Raw genomic sequence first — 19,309 nt, 5'->3', positions numbered from 1 at the left:
CGTAGACCGGCGATTTTTAACTTTCAGCCTTTAAGTAAAAAAACAAAAACATGAGCTAATCCCTGATTAGGTGATTAGCTCATGTTTTTTGTCCTTTGAAAGTAGCTGTTAGTTTTGTTTGAATAAGGTGGTCAGGTAACTCATGAAGGTCTTGAGGTAACGATCCTTGTCAACAGTCAGCGCAACGGTGACATTGGTTTCAGGATCAGCTAATCGGGCAGGATCACCAATCGTTCGGCCGTAATCTTCACCACTATCTTGCACGTACATATTTAGCCCAAGCGTGGTTACGAAGCTTGGATCAAGGGCAACCCCGACTGCTAATGGGTCATGTAAGGCACAACCATGTAGGTCAGGACTAGTGACGTCATAGGCCGCAATGTAGTAATCTACGATGTCGGCGAATTTTTCACCGGCGGTTGTCTTCAAATCACGCCATTGACCAGTCTCGTGTTTCGTTAAGAGCGTCCGCAAGGTAACATCCAAGCCGACCATGGTTAAGTTGAGGGCGCTAGTGAAAACGGCGTTGGCGGCTTCGGCATCTTGATTGATATTGGCTTCGGCATAATGGCTGACATTTCCGGGAACCGTTAAGGCACCCCCCATGATGGTGACATTACCAATTTCGTTGGCGATTTCGGGTGCTTTCTTCAAAGCAGCCGCTAAATTAGTCAGTGGACCAGTTGGAACTAAGGTGAGATCTGCCCCGTATTGATGAGCCGCGTCGATTAAGAAGTCAACGGCCGATTGGGCTTCTGGTTGGCGTTTTGGTGCTGGTAAGTCGACTTCGCCAATCCCATTTTTGCCGTGAATCTGTTGAGAAATTGCCATGACATCAAAGTGTTCAGTGGTACTTGAATGTGGTTCGCCGACAAAGACGGGCACATCGGTAGCACCTAATAGTGCTAGAATTTGTAAACTATTATGGGCCGCTTGTTCAACGACAACGTTGCCGTATGAACTCATAATCCCAATCAAATCTACATCGGGTGCGCCAACTGCATAAGCGATGGCCATTGCATCGTCGATCCCCGTATCCAAATCTAAAATCATTTTACGTTTTGCCATGTGCAAATTCCTCCCTAATTTTCAGGCGCGCTGGTCTAAATCGCCTTGAATGGTTAAGTTAATTGTAAACGTTTCAAGCGGGAGTGACAACGCTGAATAACGAATTACACCGATTTATAATTGAGAATTGTTCGGTGCTAATCGAGACTGGTCAAAATGTAACCGCTGACTTATACTTGAAAATGAGGAAGTGAAACGGATGACAACTAATCAACCAATTAATGATGTGATGAACGCGCGTCATTCAGTGCGAGCTTATGATGGTGTAACGACGATTAAGCATGCGGAAATGCAGGCTTTGTTGAAGGCCGCTTTTTTGGCACCGAGCGCGCTGAACCTACAACCAATTCGAGCCTTGGTCATTGAGTCGCAAATCGTGCGCCAGCATTTAGCGACAGCTACTGGAAATACGAGTCAGTTGACAACGGCAAGTGCGGTCGTATTATTTGTCAACGATCGTGAAAATTTGGCTGAACCTAAACCATTCATGCCCGCTAAACAAACTGCAGATAAAGCCCATTTGGCGATTGCGGCGTTGGATTGTGGCATGGTTGCCATGCAGTTTATGCTGGCTGCCAAGGATCATGGTTATGAGACGAATCCGATGACGGGATTTGACCATGCTGCGTTCAGTCGAATTTTGGATCTGGATGCCGAACGCTATGAGCCGTTACTGCTAGTTTCAATTGGAAAAGCCGCAACTGCAGGCAAAATGGCTAAGCATAAGGCAATCAAAGCATTGGTTGATTTTCGTTAAGAGAGGGACGTGTTGAGTGTGAATTTTGAAAAACAGTATCGCTATACCGGTAAACAAAAATTAGGATTAACCGAATTGGTAACGGGACCAGATGAAAAATATAATGACGAGAAAGTGATTAAAGCCCAGATTGCCAAAAATATTAAACAATTAACTGAGCTGCAAGGAAAATTGTATGCTCAGGACCGTTATGGCGTCTTGATTGTTTTTCAAGCGATGGACGCGGCTGGAAAAGATAGTATGATTGCGCATATTATGAGTGGGGTAAATCCACAAGGCTGTGAAGTCACGTCATTCAAACAACCTACAAGCAAGGAGCTTGCGCATGATTATTTGTGGCGAATTCACGATCAAGTGCCGAAACGTGGCATGATTGGTATTTTTAACCGTTCTTATTATGAAGATGTGTTAGTCAGCCGGGTTCATCCAGATATTATTGTCAATGAACACGTGGGTCATATTGAGACAGCCGATCAAGTGAATGATGCCTTCTTTAACCGACGCTTTAAGGATATGCGATATTTTGAAGACTATTTACAAAATAATGGTTATTTAGTTTTGAAATTCTTCTTGCACATGTCGAAAGCGGAACAGAAGCAACGCTTTATTCGCCGAATCGAATTACCGAACCACAATTGGAAGTTTTCCGCGGCTGACATTCGGGAACGCAAGTATTGGGACGACTATCAACGCGTCTATGATGATGCCATCACCCACACCGCCACGAAGACGACACCTTGGTATGTTATTCCGTCTGATAGTAAATGGTATTCACGTCTATGTGTTTCTGAAATTATTAACCATCGCTTGAGCGAGTTACCATTAGCTTATCCATCACTGGATGCGGCTAATCAGGCCCAATTAAAAACGGCTTTAGATCAATTAGATCGGGAAACTGACTAACTGGTATTGTTTCAAAGTAGTTTTTACAGTTTTAATACAATAGTGTTCTAATGATGATCCTAGCGGATCGTCATTAGAACACTATTTTTATTGTCAAGGTAATCGCTCACCATCAGTTCATTTGAAAAGTGACCATACCTGTGCGTTAGTTGGCGCTGAAATAGATTGATAATCACCATTCAAAACCCGTTGCAGCACGTCTTGAAAACTATTATTATTAAAAAAAGATTGCAAAATGATAACTTGATTAATTTTGGAAGGCAAATGTGATGCAAAAATACTGGGTTCAAGTTGAGCTATATACACGTTATTTTTTCAAAGTCATGTTAGACAATATTAGTGTCATGATCTATACGGTTGGGTTACCGCTTTTCTTTTTAGTGTTAAATCTAAAAGATGACCTATTTAAATCACTAAGCTTAACGCAGTTCACCGGACACGTCATGCCATTTGTGGCTTGGATTATCATGTCGAATACGGTTGTTCAGGTGGGAGAAGTGGTTTTGTTGCGGGAGCAGGGCTATTTAAAACAATACGCTTCATTGGTTGTTAACCCAAGTGTTTTCATTGTGAGCAAAGCGCTTGTCAATCTGGGGATTTTAGTTGTCATTTTAGGATTAGTGGCGGGATTGAGTGTGGTTTTGTTTCAGTTAGCGTTTTGGACGGTATTGTGGCGTCTGTTGATTGTGCTATTACTCGTGAGCGTGCCAATCTGGGGTTATTGTTTACCGATCTTAAGCTTTCGAATGCGTTATCAAACCGTCAACGGCGTCATTAATGTCGTGACTTTGGCTGTGATGCTAGGTTCAGTGGCAGTCGGCAACTGGTTGAATGTTGCGACGACGAATGTGTTCGCCAATGTGCTCAGTCCAGTGTATTTAGTCTTGAATTGTTTTGATGTGCTTGTGACTGGCGCGTGGGAGACCTTTTTACCGGGGTATCTGGTCGCGCTAGTCGGTCTAAGCGCGATTGGGTGGTTCAGTTATCGACGGTTGCAACTATTACCAGCGGAGGGCTTATAAATGAAAATTAGACATCTCAATTATACTTTTCCGCGCGCCAAGCAACCGTTTTTTACGGATCTATCATTTGACCTACCGGAACATCAAGTCAACTTTTTGATTGGTCAGAACGGCGCTGGAAAAACAGCCCTGGCAGATATTTTGCTAGGCCTACGTCCATTTAAGGGAGCACTAACACCGTCGTTGACGAGTCTGTATCTCAATCAGCAGTTGCCGATGCTGACGTCTATTCGGGTGAGTGACGTCGCGATGCTCATCCTTGGAATTGAAACTGGCCAACGCCACCTGACCTTAGAAACGTTGGCAACAGTTGTCGATGGTCCAACCTTAGCCTTTCTAACGCCACTTTGGTCTAAACATTATCGTGAGCTATCTGGTGGTCAGCGTAAACTAGTGCAATTATTGTTATTCTTGCAAGTGGATCGCGAGTTAGTGGTTTTAGATGAGCCGACTGCCATGATTGAACGTGAGCATGCCGCTATCTTGTTTGCGGTGATGCGGTCACATCCAGAGCGGACTTATTTAATGATTACGCATGATGTTCGTGACTTGGCCGCATTTCCGACCTATCAAGTTTTGTGGTTAGCTGACCATCAGATCAAAGCAAGTGTGGATCGCACAGCGTTCGAAGCAGCGTCGCCGGATTCGCCGTTCATGCGGGCTTTTCAAGCGATTTAGCGGCCGTATAAGAAGCTGACGATTTCGCGATCAACGAGTGGGTTAATGTGTAGCATGGAATGAGTTGCCGTGAGCAAGCCACCATGAATGACGTGTGTTTGGGGCTGAAAGGCATCATGTCGCAATTGCTGACTAAATGCCAGCACTGACTTGAGTGTCACGGTGCCGTCACCACTTGTGTCCCACAACTGGCCGGCAATATTTAGCACGGGGAGTTTGGGTGGCAACTTTTTGATGGCCGCCGTTGCGTCTGGGTAGTTTGACCCGAGTGTGACAAACTTATGAATCTTTGGTTGCTGAGCTTGCGGGGTCTGCGTGAGATAATCGAAAATGATATTGCCGCCGGACGAATGCCCAACAGCATCATAGCGTGTGACGTGGTAACGCTGTTTTAAAATTGACATGACTTTGACGAGCTGGTGAGCCTGTAAAGTAGGGTGATGATTGTCGGCATAGATGACTTGGATGGTTGGGTTATACCGCAGGGGCGCGACTTGTTGGATGTTAACTTGCCCTCGTTTACCGACGTGAACCACTAGGGCTTTCGTCATCAAGTTGGTTTCGCTTAAACGATGCACAAAGCCATTGGTCGAGAAGGCTTTAGCATAATCGCCACCGATGAAAATTGTTGGTACGGTGGTTTCATGAACTTTAACGGTTGTCAATGGTTGCATACGATATTGCCAGTAAGCGGCACTACCGATAACCACAGTGGTGCTAATAGCCGCCATTAAGCGGATGATATTTCGACGTTGCATACGACCAACTCCCAAGTTTGAATGACTTTTGATCATTATAGATGAAAATGGCAGAAATGTTTTTGCAAATCGCAAAGTTATCCACTAAAATTAGTGATAGCAAAAGCTTAATTGAGAAAGTTGGTTGACGAATGACTTCAGAATACGATTTAACGATTGTCGGCGGTGGCCCCGTTGGGATGTTCGCGGCCTTTTATGCTGGCATGCGGAATGCCAAAGTTCAACTGTTAGAGAGCTTGCCAGAATTAGGCGGGCAAGTTCAGGCGCTATATCCTGAAAAAATGATTCATGACATTGCCGGTTATCCCGAGATTCGCGCTCGGGATTTAGTCACGCAATTGGCCAAACAAATGACACAGTTTCCCATTGACGTGCAGCTAAACCGTGCCGTCACGGATGTTACCGGTGAGATGGGAAACTTTACCCTGACAACTAGTGACGGTGTGAAGTCGACGTCTAAAGCTATCATTGTGGCGACGGGGAGTGGCGCTTTTCAGCCACGTAAATTAGCGGTTGAGAATGCTGACCAATTCGAGGGTCAACAATTGTTTTATCATATTCCGAGTTTGGCACAATTTAAAGATCAGGTTGTGCTGGTTGCCGGTGGTGGTGATTCCGCAATCGATATGGCGCTAATGTTGGAACCAGTTGCCAAGCAAGTTTATATTATGCATCGTCGAGAACAGTTCCGGGGGATGGAACATAGTGTTGATTTGTTGAAGGCTTCTAGCGTTATTATCAAGACGCCGTTTTTGATTAAGGCGATGGCCCAGCAAGCGGACGGGCAATTGGCTTTGACGATGAAAGAAGTGCGTGGTACCGATGAAGCACAGTTGGCCGTTGATAGCTTGTTGGTCAATTATGGCTTTATTGCGGATAACAAAGTGATTCAACAGTGGCAAGTCACGCCAACCATGTCGCATCGGTTGATCACGGTGGATACGCAGATGAATACCGATATTCCTGGGATTGCGGCGATCGGTGATACGGTGACGTATCCTGGCAAGTTAGGGTTGATTGCCGGTGGATTTGGCGAGGCACCCAATGCAGTTAATCAGCTAATGATGCAGCTGTATCCAGAACGGCGGAGTCCATTGCATAGCACAACGTTATTTGAAAAAAAAGCACATTAGCAAAAGTGTTAAATGAACAATTAAAGATAGGTTTACAAAAAAATGTGACTCACCATTGTTTGAAACGGTGAGTCACATTTTGTCTCATTTTCTAAGGTTGAAAACGGCAAAGTCACTTGTTAGGAAAATTCAAGCGCGTGATTAGTCGATTGTATTTGATGGTGATGCTGATTCCAACCCCAATCAGTGCAAATATCAGGCCAGTCCATGGAATGGCTGTGAAATGGGGCAGTTTATAGTATTGAATTAACCAGACGATTAAGAAAATCAACATGTAACTGATGCCATCGTATCCGCTGCGCAGCAAGACTCGTCGCCGCCAATAGGTTGCTTCGACAGCGTCATGGACTTGAATAATTGGGGTCGGATAGTATCGCTGAAAGAAATGGTGTGTTAGCCAACTAAGAATCAGTAGGCTAACGATGAGCAAAATAGTCATTGGGCTAATAAGTTGTGGTAGCCGTAGCCGAGAATCTTGCCAGTAACTGAAGAGTAGTGCGAGAACATTGAGCCAAGTGACGAGGGCAAAATTAAGAATGATTTGATGTTCCCGTCTGTTTTGAATATCAGGTAAGGCGAGACAGTCGTTGCAGGACATGATCAGCAGGTCTTCCCATTTTGGCATATTAATCGCTCCTCAAGGTTGTAATTTACCTTTAGCATACCCAACACTTTCCAGGGTGTCAACAATAAAAAATGACCACCAATTGTTTGGATAAATACAAGCAATGATGGTCATTTTTTATAAAATACTGTTTTAATCGCTACTCGTTAAGCTTAATTCGTTCATAAAGGTTAATAACAATTTGGCATAACTTGGATGATCGGTATTATTTTTAGCTTCGGTCTGCATTTCATGCAGATTGTCCGTGATAATCCCATTGACGCCCATGAACATCATCTGATCCATGAGATCTGTATCATCAATGTCCCATGCGTAAACTTGTTTATGCAATCGATCAGCTTTGTCAACAAAGTGATCATTCAACGTGGTGGCCTCCATCGTATAGGCATTCGCAGTCGTATGCGGGAAGGTTAAATTATACGGTAAAATGTAGCTCACAAATTGCGCTTTATCTAGGCGTTTCAAATCCGTCATGACTTTGTAGCTCAAGGTGTGTACCTGGTCATGATCGGCCAATAGCGTCGGACCGTAAAGCTTGATGAAACGCGCCGTATCGGTACGGGTATAGCCTTTAGTCGTTTTGATCTCAACTAACAATTTTTGGTGCTGTTGTTGCGCAGCATGTAAATAGTCGTCGAAGCTTGGAATCTTGGCTTGATAACCGTTTTCGTGAACGGTCAGGTGTTGTAGCTGTTTCAAAGTGAGTTGATACGGCTTCTTTTTGATGCCGGCCAGATTTTTTAAATTATTATCATGCATGACGACAAATTGATGGTCCTTAGTGACTTGCACGTCCATTTCAATGTAGTCCGGTTTTTCACGACTGGTTTTGATCAGTGCCGGAATCGTATTTTGGACACCATTTCCCTCATCAACGCCTCGATGCGAGATCATGATGGGTTTCGTGATGGCGAGTCCGTTTAAATAAATCAGATTAAAGGCGACCAATAAACCACTGACCACGACCATTCCAGTTGTGACCGTTCCACGTGTCCAGTGCAGCAACTTAGCGGGTTCATTGAAGGCCAATGCTGGTCGACTTGGTAAGGTCAAATCTTGGCGGTAACAGGCAATAATCAACATCATGAAGATGGCCGCGGTGTAGCAAATGACAATTTCGGTAAAAATCTCCATGATGAAGAGGTTAACAGTCGCGCCAGCCATCGCAAAGCTGGTCGTATCAAGCCACAATTGCAATAGGTAAATAAGCGCATAGCCGATTGCAACGCTACCAGTGACCATCAATAGAATGACTAAGATATGCCAGAGCACGCGCCAGGTCCGATGCGCACTCTGTTGCCAACTTGTTTTTAATGCCCGGCGCCAAGGCAGCTGGTCGATAATCATGAGTGGCAGCAGGGTGATTAAGCGAATCCCAACATAGCCTGCACCAAGATAGAACAGGGCTAAGCCAATGGCCATCCAAGGATTCTCCAATAAGAAACTGACAATAAAGGCCGGGATCTGGGCCTTATTCAACAGTGGGGTCGTGAAAATATAACTCCCAAAGGGCAAGATGACCATGAAGTAGCCAATGAAAAAAATAAATGTCCCGATGGAAGTGTGATTCAAGCTGGTCACTGTATCACGCAAAACGGCACGGACGGTTTGCGGTCGGCCTTTAATGATATTAATAATGCCAAGCAATAAAAAGGCAAACTGCCAATAAACCAAAATAATGATGGCTAGTAATAAAATTAGCATGCCTAAAGCTGCCAACGGCGTTTGACCCAAAATACTACCAACATTGGTATAAGAAACGTAACTGACGCCTTGCCACTTTAAGAGTTGTTCGAGTAACCAAGTAAAAATAGGCACTGCTAAATAGCTGATAACTAAATTTGTCCCAAAGATCAAGGCCACGTAACTGCCCCAATTTTTGAAGAATCGTCGGCTACCGTGTGCCCAAAAACGCCATGCCCCCATGGTGAAGCCTCCTCTGAGTAACGCTGATTATTTATGTGTTTTATTTTACCATTTAATAAAAAAAGTTATCACCACAATTCGCGTGGCGATAACTTTGGAAGAACTTATTTTGAGCTGAAACTACTGCTGCTAGTGGTGGTGTTGCTATCATTATCATCAGGATTGGTAATCTTGATTCGGGTCGAATCGGTCTTGGAATGGGAATCTTCAGGGGCATCCGTTGAATAGAGGTCCGCTGTTGTTTTATTGCCATTCTTTGAGTAGAGGCTCGTTGAAGCTTGTTTCAAAGCATCTTGAATCTTGATTTCCTTCTGTAAGCCATTCGCATAGTTGTAATCGGAGGCATCAACTTTCTTGAAATCTTTCGGCGTGTAGAAACGCAATAGATTTTTTGAATTTAAGGAATCCGATAAACTAAGTTCCTGATTAACTTTCTTCTGATCGGCGTCAATCGCTTTTTCTTCCGCTTCGGTGGCATCCAGTTTTTCGCCAGTGGCGTTGTCGTAAATTTTCCCACTGAGCACCGTGTACTTTGGTGTCACAAAGTCACGGTTGCGGAAGGCAACGACTTGGTCATGGTTCTTGGAGAATAAGTCGGTCCCAAATTGGATATAGCGTTTGCTAGAAATTCCCAGCAAATGCAAAATTGTTGGAAGCACATCGATTTCACCACCATAAGTGGATTCAATCTTTCCACCGGTCGTGCCAGGCATGTTAATCATGAACGGTACCCGTTGTAATTGGGCATTATCGTAAGCCGTCCAGTCTTTCGCTGATTTGCCTAAGATTGGCGCTAACGTCGTATTTTCACTGTTAGATAGGCCGTAATGATCACCATAAAGGATAATCATCGAATTTTTCAACACGCCTGCTTTTTGCAAGTAATCGTAGAATTCTTTGATTGACTGATCCAAGTAATGCGCCGTTTGGAAATAACCGTTAATGGCATTGTCACTCGTATCGGTGGTCTTGAAATCCGTATCTTCCTTGTCCATCGAGAATGGGAAGTGATTCGTTACCGTAATGTACTTTACATAGAACGGTTGTTGCAAGCGTTCCAAGTATGAGACGGAATTCTTGAAGAGTAGCTTATCTTTCAAACCATAACCAGTAGATTTATCACCTGTGGTATCGAAGTAACTTGCATCAAAGAAATATTGATAACCCATATTTTTATAGGTGTTATTTCGATTCCAGAAGCTCGCGACATTCCCATGGAAAACGGCCGAGGAATATTTGGCACGTTGATTTAAAATTGCTGGTGCCGCTTGGAACGTATTATCAGAGCCTAATTGGGAGAAGAGTGACCCCGTTGATAAGCCATAAGTACTGGTTTCCAACATGTTTTCGGCATCACTAGTCTTGCCTTGACCAACTTGATGGAAGAAGTTCTTGAACGCATAAGTTGAATTACTATGGTAGAGCGAATTCAAAAATGGCGTGACTTCTTGACCATTGATTTTACGATCAATTAAGAACTGTTGGAAACTTTCCAAGTGAATCACAATGACATTTTTTCCCTTAGCCATGCCATACATCTGCGCGTTTGGCGCCGCATAATGGGCACTCGTAAAGTCTTGGACGGTATCCAATTCGGACTTTTTGGCACTCGCCCGTTGATGGTTGGTTTGTTCATCCTTAATCCCATCGTAAACGGTAAAGGCATCCAGCCCGAGATATTTCACGATGTAATTGCGGTCAAAAGTTCGCGTCAAGAGCTGTGGTCGGTTGGATTCTGCCAAGGTTAGGTTAAGCCCAAAACTGGCAATGGCAACCGATGTATAGGCGAAGGCAGTCTGTTTGGCAAGTGGGCGATCATCATGTTTAATGACGTGGAAAATAAATAAGCCCAGTAAAACAATAATATCGATCCAGTAGAGCCAGTCATACCAGTTAGTTAACGCAAACGATGATCCTGTTAAGCCTTGATTTACTTTAGAGACGCCGGTCATGGTGCTGACGGTCATAAAGTCGGTAAATTCGCGGTAATAAATGACATTTGCGTACAACAACACTGTATTTAAAGCGTCGATGAGTAATAGAATGTAATAATAAAAACCAGTTTTGCGAATATACATGGCTAGACTAAACAGAAACACCGAGGTTGCTAACGGATTGACGAGCAGCAACAACACTTGCAGAATATCGGAAACTCCCAAGGAGAATTCGGCAAAATAGGCAAAGAGGGTCTTGGCCCAAAACAAGAAAATTAATAGCCAAAAGAACCCAATCCGCGTGTTGAGGCGCTGGCGGAGTTTGGTAAGCATGTTTATAAGACCTCATTTGTGTCAAATTTGGATATGACTCGAAAAACAGTCATCAAGTCATTTTAACATAACCAACTGAACGGAAATCGTTAACATTTTTAAGAATGGGTTAATTTAAGCCAGCTTAATAAGTTAACGTAGCCCGATTCACACGCACCACAGTTGACGCTGATTGACAGAACAGGTATTCTCAACATTATTAATAAGGTGGTGCATCTGATTGGAAATTAAAATGAGTAATCAAACCACATCGCAAGTTTATGCGGATGCGATCATGATTCGAAAAGCAGTTTTTATTACAGAACAGCAAATTGATCCGGCAATAGAATTGGATACGGTGACGGACGCCACTTGGCATTACGTGTTATACGATGATGCCGGCCAACCAGTTTCCACGGCGCGAATGACGCCGGAATCTGGACGAAAAGGGCATATTCAACGCGTCGCGACGTTGAAGTCCGCCCGTGGTCACGGTTATGCGCAGGCAATTGTTCGTCGAATGATCCAAGAGGGGCAGAAACAACAGTTTACTGAATTGGTTTTGGGCGCGCAAGTGACGGCACAGGGCTTTTATCGACAACTTGGCTTCCACCCCGTTGGTGACCGTTTTATGGAGGCTGGTTTAGAACATCAAGAAATGACACGCCAACTGGCTGAATAGTGGTACGATTAATATAGGGAGAAACGGGGAAACAGAAAGGGATTCTTTTCATGGGAGTACCAACAACAGTGACAATGGTAGATATTGCGGGGAATATCGCGGATAAACCCACTTATATGGCGGTTCAGATTAATGGTGAACAGTATCCTGAAAAGCACAAACCCAAGGGATTGTTCGCAAAGATTATTACGTACACCCCATTCGAACATGGGCTACTCAAAATTGACCATGATCAATTGACTTTTTGCGATGAAAAGGGCAAGGCTTTTAAAACGTTGACGTCGGGTGACCTAACACAAGTTGAATTGGCAATGTATCATGCCATGGTCCGCATTCCGGGGCCAGTCGTGCCAATGAGGGCGCAGTACACGGTAACACTTCAATTGACGACGACTAGCAATCACTATGAATTGTTGGTTTCGGCGCCAAACGTGGTGCCAGTTTTGGTTGATTGGTTACAGTCGCAAAAGTTGACGTATACTGACCCACTTGGTTTGGCTAAAGTGGGCGCTGATTTTGATTGGGAGAAGATCAGCGAGGCACAATTCGGTCGCTGGTCAAAAGGGACGCCTTATGAACAATTCTGCCAAACGATTGGTTCTGAAAGAGTTATGTAGCTAAACACCATAAATTGAATGAAAATGATTAAAATCACTGGCCAATTGGTCGGTGATTTTTTAGTTTGTCAGTTTTCCAAATAAAGCTTATAAGTACATCTTAGCCGCATGATTGCAGTATTGTACAAATGAGTTTAGCTAACCATTTCGTTAGGGACTCAATACTCTGAGTGTAACTTCCTAGTAAGGAGTGAGGACCATGTTTAAAACGTAGGTTATGGCAATAATTGAGAGAATGGGGGAGAAATAATATGCGCACGAAGTTAATTTCAGTCTGTCTGGGATTGCTGACGTTACTACTGGTCATTTTTTCATTTGGTCAGTCAGCCCGAGCGGCAACAATCAATACGACTGGACTGACTGGTAGTGAAGCGACCGTGACAGATCGTTATGGGACGGTCGTGACGGATCCAACTGATTTAAGTAAATGGCAAAACTACAAAGTCAGTTACGATTGGTCGATTCCCAATGGTCAAAAGATTCAAGCAGGTGATACTGCACCAGTGACCTTACCTGGTAATACGGTAGCCACGTCTGATTTGAGCTTTGATTTGAAGGATGACAACGGCGCAACGATCGGGACTTTCACAATTAAAGCTGGTGAAAGTACTGGGACGATTACCTTTACCGAACAATTAATTGGGACACAAGATCGACAAGGTACCTTGAACTTATATGCAAAAGGGACCGCGGATAACGGCACCCACGGACAAGATTGGGCGCTGAATAAGATTGGTTGGGTCAGTGAAAAAGACGAGAATGGCTTACCGACCCAATTAACTTGGAACATTGCCTTTAATCCAAGCGGCAATGATCTCGGAACCGTTACAATCACAGATACGATTGGCCCTAATCAGATGTATGTTTCCGGAACCGTTCATGCGGATACTGGGATGTACAATGACAAAGGCGAATTTATTTCTGCTGGTCAACCGATTCAACCGGAAGTGACAGTGAATGGTAAACAGCTCACCTTTGTTTTTGAAGGCGTGCATACTGCGGTTAACATGACGTACAACGTCAAGTTATCAAATGTCAGTGCCAACGGTGGTTCTTGGATGAATGACGCGACCATGAACGGTGTCATGGTCGGTGGTCACGTCACCTGGGGCGGCAATGGGACTGGTAATGGCGGTAGTGGTAATGAAGGTGACCCAGGAGCTTTGGGGGCGTTTTTATTACAAAAGACTGATGCCAAAACTGGTGCTGCTTTAGCAGGAGCTGAATATCAGTTGCAAGATAGCAATGGTGAAGTCATTCAAACCGGCTTGACCACGAATGCAGAAGGTAGGTTGTTTGTCGATCAACTTGCTGAAGGTAAGTATGTTTTGATTGAAACCAAAGCCCCTGAAGGCTATGACATCAATAAAACACCGATTGCCTTTGATGTTGAGAATGGGTCGGGCACACCGACAACCAATTTGACGCAAACTGATGAGCCAACTGTGATTCCACCAAAGACTGGTGGTTTCACCCTGACGAAATTAGCGGCCGGCTCGACTGAAAAGTTAGCAGGGGCAGTGTATGAGCTACGCGATGCTAACGGCAAGGTGATTCAATCAGATTTAACGACTGATGCTGCTGGCGAATTGACTGTCAATGATTTAGTTGTTGGCGATTATACGCTGGTTGAAACGAAAGCCCCAGCTGGCTACGAGTTGAGCACGACACCAATTAAGGTCACCATTGTCGCTGATCAGACCGCACCACTTAGTGTAACCGCAACCGATGATAAGACACCGGTTGTCACTAAGGGACGCGTTCAGTTAACGAAAACCGATGACGAGACTGGTCAAGTGCTCGCGGGAGCGGTTTATGAGTTACAGGATGCCAATGGTAAAGTTTTGAAAACCGATTTGACGACGGATGAAGCCGGTCAACTGACCGTGTCGGATTTAGCCGCCGGTGACTATCGGCTCGTTGAAACCAAGGCACCGTCAGGCTATGAGTTAAATGCGACACCAATCACCTTTACGGTTAAAATTGGTGAAACGGAACTTTTGACTGTGACGGCTAAGGATACACCGTTGACTGAGGAGCCCGGCGAACCTGAGACGCCTGGTGAGCCTGAAAATCCTGAACCACCAGTGACGCCTAGTGAGCCGGAGCCTGAACCTGAAAATCCAGGACCTGAGGAACCAAATGAACCAGGATTACCTGGTGCAGAGGATTCTGATAACAGTTCATCATTGCCACAAACCGGTGGTAATTCCACCGCGACGCCAAAACCAGTTGCGCCAATTACGGATCAATATCCGGGTGGCACGATTGATGGTCAACCGATTGGAAGTACTGGTAAGCCAGGTAAAGGGTTACCACAAACCAATGAAAAATCGGATGATGAGACCTTAATCTCCGTTGCCGGAGTGACAATCATGATGATTGTTTTTGCACTTGGTAGTTGGGACTGGCGCCGGAATCGTTACTAAAGTGAGTGCTAAAAAGACGACGTAACTTCAATCGAAGTTACGCCGCTTTTTTATGTACTTCAAGTCTGCGGTGGTGTAACCGCTTGTAAACTTTGAGAACAGTATTTAGACTAAAATTATGTTATTCTAATGAAATTGTGGGAGGCAAAGTGAATGAAAACAGATCGCTTTCAAGCATTCAGCGATGGTATTTTTGCTATTTTAATTACGATTTTGGTCTTGGAATTTCATATTCCGGATTACCATACGGGGAAGTTGTTGCCAGCCTTATTGGCACAGTGGCCATTATTTTTATCCTATGCATTTTCGTATTTTTATGTAGGGACCTTGTGGTTGTTTCATCATGACTACTTTAGTATGTTGAAACGGATCGATCGCAATGTTAATATGCTAAATTTACTCATGTTATTTAGTATTACGCTTTTGGATTATCCGATGTCGTTGGTGGCGGATGCACTGACTAGTAGTAATCGAGCCGATATGCAGACCGCGTTTATTATCTACGATTTGGTTGCACTGTTCATTTCGGCGACGTTTTATCTGATGTATGCGTATTTGCACCATCATCAAGATTTGAAAAATGCAGCGGTCTCCAACGATTTTTATGCCGCAATCAAATTTGACCCAGTTCGCAGTGTGATCATTTATGGGCTGGCAATTGTAATGACGTTCTGGTCGGTTTGGCTGGGAGCTCTTTTATTGGCAGCGGGAATTATTTTTCATTTCTTCGCCTACTTACGGATGAGTAAGCAACTCGAACAATCGAAAGGAGCAGTCGACGCATGACAGATTATTCAGCATTATTAGGACCGGATCGCTATGACTTTGCAGTGCACTTAGCGACACAGTATCATTTAGATCCCAGCCAAGTTCTCTTTGGTTATTTACAAGTCGTTAGTGAAGTTACTGGCGATACCCGGCCGGCTGACGGCGATTTACATGATCCCAAGGTGATCAAAGTTGTTAATGAACAGTTTGACCATTTTCTAAAACGACGTCATTAAAGCCGTGGTCACACAAGTTGTTTGTGATGGTCTGATAAAACAAAAATGACAGCCTGTGGGCTGCCATTTTTGTGTCAACGGTTAATCCGCAGGGAATACCTCGGGCGTTTGCCATTGCTGACACATATGATCGGTGAGTTGAATGGTTTGTAATTGCTCGGTGGTTCGCGGTCGAAAATAATACTGTCGTTGATCTAAATCAATGATACTGCGGTAATGAGTGTAATTGTGACTGAGCTGGTGCCGCTTGGCCGGATCATAGGAAATCCGGACGTCATTTAGCCAGTCAAATAACGTGGGGACAGTTGTCGCGGCAGTCAGCCTGGGCGTTCCCAGGCGTCGAATCGCCATCTGGTTAAAACGGTTGGTTGGAATACTGCCGGTTGGTAAGGGTTGATCGGTTTGAATCCAGTGTTGTGCAGCTTGCTGGGTGGCGGGAGTAAAGACGGTTTCCGGGACACCAAGGTAGTGATTTAAATTTTCGAGATGTTTGGCTAGGACCGGTGTGTTAGTGAGCACACCACTGGGATTGGGTTGCGCACTCAGTGGTCCACCGGTTGGTTCAATGATGAGGCTACGCCCAGTTGTGTCGCTCAAAATCCAGTGAAACGGATAGACGTAAGACTCACCGTGCCAAGTTTGGTGCACGAGACAAACCTGTGATAGCTCGCTAACAACTGCATCCAGGCTAGTGTGCTCACCGAGAACCCAGTTGATAAAGTCTTGTGGGGTTAAGTTGATTTTTCCAGACTGTGCGGTAGGTTCATACTTAACCGCGTGTGGCAAGTAGAGTTCAGCACAACTGATACCGTTTTCATTTATACCGTCGGCCATTAAGAAATCAGCAATTCCGATGGGTAAGCGGCCACCACCGAGAATTGCCTGATTGGTGGTGCGGGTTGCGTTGAGCCCAGTTGTCCAGCGATGATGACGTGGCAGAAAAATTGGTCGCCATGGGGTAGTCGTCGGAAAGTCCATTGTTCGTGCAAAGAAATGTTGGTCAGCAGTATTGGTATAAGTTAGACTGGTGCACATCATCAGGCTCCTTTCATAATGGTTAATAACTTCAGTATACACTTTTGAGTCATTGCCATAGCTGTTAGCCGCTTGAAGACTGTAGAATAGTTTATCGCACGAAATTGGTCAAATACAATCTCATTATTTTTTAATTATTAAAATTGTGCTATAATAATGTTTCAATAACTATCAAAGCGAGGTCTTCATTGTGAGTGGATATAACGTCGCGATCGTCGGTGCAACCGGTGCAGTTGGTGCACGGATGATCAAAATGGTGGAACAAACTAGTTTACCAGTTAACTCAGTAAAACTATTAGCATCAAGTCGTTCAGCAGGGAAACAGCTTAAATTTAATGGCAAAGATTTGACCGTTGAAGAAACTGTCCCAGAATCATTCGAAGGAATTGATTTGGCCTTGTTCTCTGCCGGTGGTTCCGTTTCGAAGAAATTCGCCCCTGAAGCTGTTAAACGTGGTGCCGTGGTTGTTGATAACACTAGTGCCTTCCGGATGGATCCTAAGGTACCTTTGGTTGTCCCAGAAGTTAATGAGGACGCCTTGTATCAACATCATGGGATTATTGCTAATCCAAACTGTTCAACGATTCAAATGGTCGTTGCCTTGGAACCAATTCGCAAAGCCTTTGGATTGAAGCGCGTCATCGTTTCAACGTATCAAGCAGTTAGTGGTGCGGGTAATCGGGCTTTGAAGGAATTGCGTGATGAAACGCAAGCTTACTTGGACGGTAAAGAAATGGAAGCTCATATCTTGCCTGTTTCTGGTGACAAGAAGCATTATCCAATTGCTTTCAATGCTTTACCACAAATTGACGTATTTGAAGAAGACGGCTACACCCATGAAGAATGGAAAATGATCCATGAAACTAAAAAGATCATGTGTGGCGGCGATATGGATAGTAAGGACATCAAAGTAACGGCAACTTGTGTGCGGATTCCAGTGCCAGTCAGTCACTCCGAATCTGTTTACTTTGAAGTTGAAGATCCAAAAGCAACAGTCAAGGGCATTCAAGATGCTTTGGCTGTCGCACCTGGTGTCGTCTTACAAGACGACCCAGACAATCAAGTTTACCCGCAAGCTCATAACGCTGAAGGGTCGCGTGACACCTTTGTTGGTCGGATTCGTCCAGACCAAGAAACCTCCCAAGCTTTCCAAATGTGGGATGTTTCTGACAATATGTTAAAGGGTGCTGCTTGGAATTCTGTTCAGATTGCAGAACACTTGGACAAATTAGGGTTGTTACATCTTTAAAATGATTGAATTAGGTCTTATTTGAATTTTAAAAGCGACAGTATCGAAAAGCCTGCATGGCAATCCGATACTGTCGCTTTTTTGAACAAAATTAGTTAGTACTTTATTTGCGGAATGAGTTACGCCGCAGTAACCAAATCGTGAGGGCACAGAGCGCGATCGCAATAATGACGGTGATTTCCCAACCAAATGGGTTTTTCATGAAGGGGAGTTCAACATTTTGACCGAAAAAGCCAAAAACAATATTAGGCATGGTCAGAACGATGGAGAAAATCGTTAACAGCCACATGGTGTTATTTAAAGAATTATCCAAAATATTAGAATAGGCGTTGGAAACCCGACCGATGATATCCGAAGCAATGTTGGCCATTTCCAACCCTTGTTGGGCTTCAACGATGATATCATCGAGCCGTTCTTTTTGGCGAGCAGAGAACTTGATGGGGCCAAAGCGTTTCAACTGTTGCAATAAATCGTTATTGGTTTTTAGCGAGGTTAAAAAATAAACAAGGGTTGTTTCCAATTCCATTAGTTGCAAGATAACGGATCGTTGAATTTGTTTGCGCATTTTGAACTGGATGTCTTGGCGTTCCTTATTGATGCTATTGATGGCCTGAAAATACTGACGTGACAGTTTGTAAAGCACATCAAAAATATAATCGAACGGATGTTGGACTTTTTCCCAGTCAGCATCGATGACGTCTGCCAGAATATCTTCGACATAATCGGTTTGATCGGTTGTGAAGGTCAAAAGCGTTCGATCAACTAACATAAAGCTGACTTGGGCCGTATAGGTTCCTTCACCATCATTATGCGTGACGACGTCGAAAATAATGGTCGTAATAGCGCTCTTGGGATCATATTCCAGCCGGCCACGTTCATGTTGGTCGGTGGCGTAGCCGAGCATTTCATCGGTGACGCCTTCTTCATTGACGAGCTGGCTATAGTCATTGTCAGTATAGTTGTTCACGGCGACCCAACGAAAGTCGTCGCTCAATGCTTGTACTTTTATCATTTTTATAACTTCCAGAGTTTTGATTTACTTTCAATTTAACATGATTTAAGGCCTAACGCAAAGACGGGATTAGTTAACGGTCGTTCGGCTTAAACGTTCACACCAGAGTTGATGGCGACGACTGAAAAAGGTGAGAATCAGATCGTAACTGATAATGAGTAAGAC

18 protein-coding genes are annotated in these 19,309 nt (G+C 44.2%); 11 read left to right on the top strand and 7 right to left on the bottom strand.

Translation table 11 applies throughout. The annotated features are described in order from the left end of the window. Positions 1 to 108: 108 nt before the first annotated feature. On the bottom strand, positions 109 to 1,068 hold the full coding sequence (locus FFM64_RS03460; protein ID WP_137606606.1) for a nucleoside hydrolase: 960 nt from the start codon (positions 1,066 to 1,068) through the stop codon (positions 109 to 111). A gap of 199 nt (positions 1,069 to 1,267) precedes the next feature. On the opposite strand from FFM64_RS03460, the gene FFM64_RS03455 reads away from it, so the two are divergent. From FFM64_RS03455 to FFM64_RS03440, 4 genes are all read left to right on the top strand, one after another. Next, positions 1,268 to 1,825, top strand: a complete 558-nt coding sequence (locus FFM64_RS03455) for a nitroreductase family protein (RefSeq protein WP_137606605.1) — start codon at positions 1,268 to 1,270, stop codon at positions 1,823 to 1,825. A gap of 18 nt (positions 1,826 to 1,843) precedes the next feature. Further along, complete coding sequence (locus tag FFM64_RS03450; protein WP_137606604.1) at positions 1,844 to 2,728, top strand: polyphosphate kinase 2 family protein; 885 nt, start codon at positions 1,844 to 1,846, stop codon at positions 2,726 to 2,728. 269 nt (positions 2,729 to 2,997) lie between these two features. Beyond that, positions 2,998 to 3,750, top strand: coding sequence for a hypothetical protein (locus FFM64_RS03445; RefSeq protein ID WP_137606603.1), 753 nt, complete (start codon positions 2,998 to 3,000; stop codon positions 3,748 to 3,750). After that, positions 3,751 to 4,428 carry an ATP-binding cassette domain-containing protein gene (locus tag FFM64_RS03440; RefSeq protein ID WP_137606602.1) on the top strand — a complete coding sequence of 226 codons (678 nt, stop codon included), beginning with the start codon at positions 3,751 to 3,753 and terminating at the stop codon, positions 4,426 to 4,428. Here the strand turns inward: FFM64_RS03440 and FFM64_RS03435 are convergent. Then, on the bottom strand, positions 4,425 to 5,186 hold the full coding sequence (locus FFM64_RS03435) for an alpha/beta hydrolase (RefSeq protein ID WP_137606601.1): 762 nt from the start codon (positions 5,184 to 5,186) through the stop codon (positions 4,425 to 4,427). The two genes, FFM64_RS03440 and FFM64_RS03435, sit on opposite strands and share 4 nt — an antisense overlap. Before the next feature lie 131 nt (positions 5,187 to 5,317). Between FFM64_RS03435 and FFM64_RS03430 the strand changes: the two genes are divergently transcribed. Beyond that, positions 5,318 to 6,319 (top strand): NAD(P)/FAD-dependent oxidoreductase, encoded by a 1,002-nt coding sequence (locus tag FFM64_RS03430; RefSeq protein ID WP_137606600.1) that lies wholly within the window; start codon positions 5,318 to 5,320, stop codon positions 6,317 to 6,319. A 112-nt stretch (positions 6,320 to 6,431) separates the two neighbouring features. Here the strand turns inward: FFM64_RS03430 and FFM64_RS03425 are convergent, their stop codons facing one another. From FFM64_RS03425 to FFM64_RS03415, 3 genes are all read right to left on the bottom strand, one after another. After that, complete coding sequence (locus FFM64_RS03425) at positions 6,432 to 6,944, bottom strand: hypothetical protein (protein ID WP_137606599.1); 513 nt, start codon at positions 6,942 to 6,944, stop codon at positions 6,432 to 6,434. A gap of 132 nt (positions 6,945 to 7,076) precedes the next feature. Beyond that, entirely contained in the window at positions 7,077 to 8,870 is a 1,794-nt protein-coding gene (locus tag FFM64_RS03420; RefSeq protein ID WP_137606598.1) for a glycerophosphoryl diester phosphodiesterase membrane domain-containing protein, read from the bottom strand. Positions 8,871 to 8,974: 104 nt separating this feature from the next. Then, positions 8,975 to 11,137, bottom strand: a complete 2,163-nt coding sequence (locus FFM64_RS03415) for an LTA synthase family protein (protein ID WP_137606597.1) — start codon at positions 11,135 to 11,137, stop codon at positions 8,975 to 8,977. Positions 11,138 to 11,357: 220 nt separating this feature from the next. Between FFM64_RS03415 and FFM64_RS03410 the strand changes: the two genes are divergently transcribed. The 5 genes from FFM64_RS03410 (at position 11,358) to FFM64_RS03390 (ending at position 15,848) form a co-directional block, all read left to right on the top strand. Further along, positions 11,358 to 11,798 carry a GNAT family N-acetyltransferase gene (locus tag FFM64_RS03410; RefSeq protein ID WP_137606596.1) on the top strand — a complete coding sequence of 147 codons (441 nt, stop codon included), beginning with the start codon at positions 11,358 to 11,360 and terminating at the stop codon, positions 11,796 to 11,798. Between the two features lie 50 nt (positions 11,799 to 11,848). Then, on the top strand, positions 11,849 to 12,415 hold the full coding sequence (locus FFM64_RS03405) for a hypothetical protein (RefSeq protein ID WP_137606595.1): 567 nt from the start codon (positions 11,849 to 11,851) through the stop codon (positions 12,413 to 12,415). A 251-nt stretch (positions 12,416 to 12,666) separates the two neighbouring features. Next, a complete protein-coding gene (locus tag FFM64_RS03400; protein WP_137606594.1) occupies positions 12,667 to 14,844 on the top strand; it encodes a SpaA isopeptide-forming pilin-related protein in 2,178 nt (725 codons plus the stop codon). Between the two features lie 153 nt (positions 14,845 to 14,997). Further along, positions 14,998 to 15,630, top strand: coding sequence for a TMEM175 family protein (locus FFM64_RS03395; protein WP_137606593.1), 633 nt, complete (start codon positions 14,998 to 15,000; stop codon positions 15,628 to 15,630). Beyond that, on the top strand, positions 15,627 to 15,848 hold the full coding sequence (locus tag FFM64_RS03390; protein ID WP_137606592.1) for a CREC-EF hand family protein: 222 nt from the start codon (positions 15,627 to 15,629) through the stop codon (positions 15,846 to 15,848). Before FFM64_RS03395 ends, FFM64_RS03390 begins: the two co-directional genes overlap by 4 nt. A gap of 81 nt (positions 15,849 to 15,929) precedes the next feature. On the opposite strand, the gene FFM64_RS03385 is transcribed toward FFM64_RS03390, so the two are convergent. After that, a complete protein-coding gene (locus tag FFM64_RS03385) occupies positions 15,930 to 16,883 on the bottom strand; it encodes a linear amide C-N hydrolase (protein WP_137606782.1) in 954 nt (317 codons plus the stop codon). A 190-nt stretch (positions 16,884 to 17,073) separates the two neighbouring features. Between FFM64_RS03385 and FFM64_RS03380 the strand changes: the two genes are divergently transcribed. After that, positions 17,074 to 18,132 (top strand): aspartate-semialdehyde dehydrogenase, encoded by a 1,059-nt coding sequence (locus FFM64_RS03380; RefSeq protein WP_137606591.1) that lies wholly within the window; start codon positions 17,074 to 17,076, stop codon positions 18,130 to 18,132. A 103-nt stretch (positions 18,133 to 18,235) separates the two neighbouring features. On the opposite strand, the gene FFM64_RS03375 is transcribed toward FFM64_RS03380, so the two are convergent. After that, the gene (locus tag FFM64_RS03375) at positions 18,236 to 19,144 is read right to left on the bottom strand and encodes a magnesium transporter CorA family protein (protein ID WP_137606590.1); all 909 of its coding nucleotides are present in this window, start codon (positions 19,142 to 19,144) and stop codon (positions 18,236 to 18,238) included. Positions 19,145 to 19,309: the final 165 nt, after the last annotated feature.

The organism is Lactiplantibacillus daoliensis (assembly GCF_005405005.1).
Classification (GTDB): domain Bacteria; phylum Bacillota; class Bacilli; order Lactobacillales; family Lactobacillaceae; genus Lactiplantibacillus; species Lactiplantibacillus daoliensis.
The sequence above is the reverse complement of the archived record's forward strand: the minus strand, read 5'-3'. Positions and strand labels throughout refer to the sequence as shown.

Bases quoted from the DNA above. Each gene is read 5' to 3' on its own strand.
- FFM64_RS03460 (WP_137606606.1), bottom strand. From the start codon at position 1,068: ATGGCAAAACGTAAAATGATTTTAGATTTGGATACGGGGATCGACGAT.
- FFM64_RS03455 (WP_137606605.1), top strand. From the start codon at position 1,268: ATGACAACTAATCAACCAATTAATGATGTGATGAACGCGCGTCATTCA.
- FFM64_RS03445 (WP_137606603.1), top strand. From the start codon at position 2,998: ATGCAAAAATACTGGGTTCAAGTTGAGCTATATACACGTTATTTTTTC.
- FFM64_RS03440 (WP_137606602.1), top strand. From the start codon at position 3,751: ATGAAAATTAGACATCTCAATTATACTTTTCCGCGCGCCAAGCAACCG.
- FFM64_RS03435 (WP_137606601.1), bottom strand. From the start codon at position 5,186: ATGCAACGTCGAAATATCATCCGCTTAATGGCGGCTATTAGCACCACT.
- FFM64_RS03430 (WP_137606600.1), top strand. From the start codon at position 5,318: ATGACTTCAGAATACGATTTAACGATTGTCGGCGGTGGCCCCGTTGGG.
- FFM64_RS03425 (WP_137606599.1), bottom strand. From the start codon at position 6,944: ATGCCAAAATGGGAAGACCTGCTGATCATGTCCTGCAACGACTGTCTC.
- FFM64_RS03420 (WP_137606598.1), bottom strand. From the start codon at position 8,870: ATGGGGGCATGGCGTTTTTGGGCACACGGTAGCCGACGATTCTTCAAA.
- FFM64_RS03415 (WP_137606597.1), bottom strand. From the start codon at position 11,137: ATGCTTACCAAACTCCGCCAGCGCCTCAACACGCGGATTGGGTTCTTT.
- FFM64_RS03405 (WP_137606595.1), top strand. From the start codon at position 11,849: ATGGGAGTACCAACAACAGTGACAATGGTAGATATTGCGGGGAATATC.
- FFM64_RS03400 (WP_137606594.1), top strand. From the start codon at position 12,667: ATGCGCACGAAGTTAATTTCAGTCTGTCTGGGATTGCTGACGTTACTA.
- FFM64_RS03395 (WP_137606593.1), top strand. From the start codon at position 14,998: ATGAAAACAGATCGCTTTCAAGCATTCAGCGATGGTATTTTTGCTATT.
- FFM64_RS03390 (WP_137606592.1), top strand. From the start codon at position 15,627: ATGACAGATTATTCAGCATTATTAGGACCGGATCGCTATGACTTTGCA.
- FFM64_RS03385 (WP_137606782.1), bottom strand. From the start codon at position 16,883: ATGTGCACCAGTCTAACTTATACCAATACTGCTGACCAACATTTCTTT.
- FFM64_RS03375 (WP_137606590.1), bottom strand. From the start codon at position 19,144: ATGATAAAAGTACAAGCATTGAGCGACGACTTTCGTTGGGTCGCCGTG.